We start from the raw sequence: 1370 nt of genomic DNA, 5'->3' as shown, positions 1-1370 counted from the left end.
CCTCGACGACCGGGTCGGGTGCGTAGGTCTGGCCCGCGGGGTCGGCGGGGCGGTCGCCGGCCGGGCGGCGCGCGGTGCTCGGCCGGATGCGGAAGACGCCGGTTTCAAGGCTGTCGTCCAGGGTGAACTCGACGCGCAGCGGGCCGCCGGGCTGGTAGGCCTGCGACTCGGCGTGCTCCTGCGCCGCAGCGAGGAGCTCGTCCTCCAGGTCCTCGCGATACTCCGTCAAGCGGTCGTAGTCGTTGGGCGAGAGCTCCACGGAGAAGATGTTGGGCACGACGGTGCGGCCGCGCCCGAGGATGGTGGCGCGGTTGTCCATGGCCTTGCGCACGGCGCTGGCGATCTCCAGCGGGGAGACCTCGGAGCGGAACGCCTTGGCGAAGGCGCCGTTGACGACGCGCTCGAGGCGCGACTCCATCTTGTCGAACATGCCCATGGTGCGCTCCCTTCCAACGGTCGAATCTGGCGCTGATGACCCGCTGCTGGTGCGGGACGGCAGGCCGGTGGCATACAGAACACGCACGATCTTAGACGCGGTTCATGGGGGCATGCTGGACGTGAGCGCGGCGGGGCGCTCCCGGGGGCGTGCGGGTGGTGGGGTGGCCTGCCGGGGTCCTCACGAGTGCGTCGTATCTCCCGCGCAGCCGAGGACCCTCCCGGGGTCCTGCCAAGAGCGTCCTATCTCGCGCGCAGCCGAGGACCGAGCGTGGGACCGGTCAGGCGGTGTGTAGGTAGTTCGCCAACGCCTGACGCACGACGGCCTCTGGCGACTGACGGTCCTGTGCGGCGCGCTGGTCGATGGCGTCGAGTAGATCTGCGGGCACCAGTTGGACCCGCTGAAAGTGCGGGCTCGCCGAGGTCTCGCGGGCGGACAGGTCGTAGCCACCCTCGGCCTCCTCGACCATGGCGGCAACCTGCTCGTCCCCCAGCCCGGGGACATGGTCCGTGATCTCGAAGCTCATGAGAGTCCTCCTTGGCGGTAGTAGCGCTTGGCGCAGGTTCATGGCATGGATAACGACCTCTGCTCCACCCTCCCCCTCAACGGTGATGATCTCCAGCGGTCGAGCTGCAGCGTCGACTCCGATGTACCGCCACTTGTCCGGATCGTCGCCCAAGCGGATGCGTTCCCCTGGTGACCCGACGGGACCCCGGTTGAGACGGGCTGCCGCTGCCCACGGTGGCCGCCGCCCGCACCCACGACAAGCGACTGCGACGACTCGATTTGGCGGTCGGCATCGGATGGGGTAACTTTCCTCTTGCCGCAGAGATCCAAGCGAGCAAGGTCGGCCGCACAGAGTGCGGATCACGACTTTGATCCCAAGTAATGGATGCGGTACATTGGAGAGGTTGCCCCGGAGGCTTCACCCTGG

General features: G+C 68.3%; 2 protein-coding genes. Both read right to left on the bottom strand.

Going from position 1 to position 1370, the window contains the following annotated elements:
• Positions 1 to 436, bottom strand: a 436-nt coding sequence (locus KD1_RS14800) for a DUF3662 domain-containing protein (protein WP_157073388.1), incomplete at its 3' end; no start/stop codon positions are given.
• Positions 437 to 716: 280 nt separating this feature from the next.
• On the bottom strand, positions 717 to 962 hold the full coding sequence (locus KD1_RS14795) for a ribbon-helix-helix protein, CopG family (protein WP_068403203.1): 246 nt from the start codon (positions 960 to 962) through the stop codon (positions 717 to 719).
• Positions 963 to 1370: the final 408 nt, after the last annotated feature.

It is taken from the genome of Kribbia dieselivorans NBRC 106261 (assembly GCF_001552435.1).
GTDB lineage: Bacteria > Actinomycetota > Actinomycetes > Actinomycetales > Dermatophilaceae > Kribbia > Kribbia dieselivorans.
The sequence above is the reverse complement of the archived record's forward strand: the minus strand, read 5'-3'. Positions and strand labels throughout refer to the sequence as shown.

What these genes read in the sequence shown, in the direction of transcription:
- KD1_RS14795 (WP_068403203.1), bottom strand. Translation starts at nt 962, where the DNA reads ATGAGCTTCGAGATCACGGACCATGTCCCCGGGCTGGGGGACGAGCAG.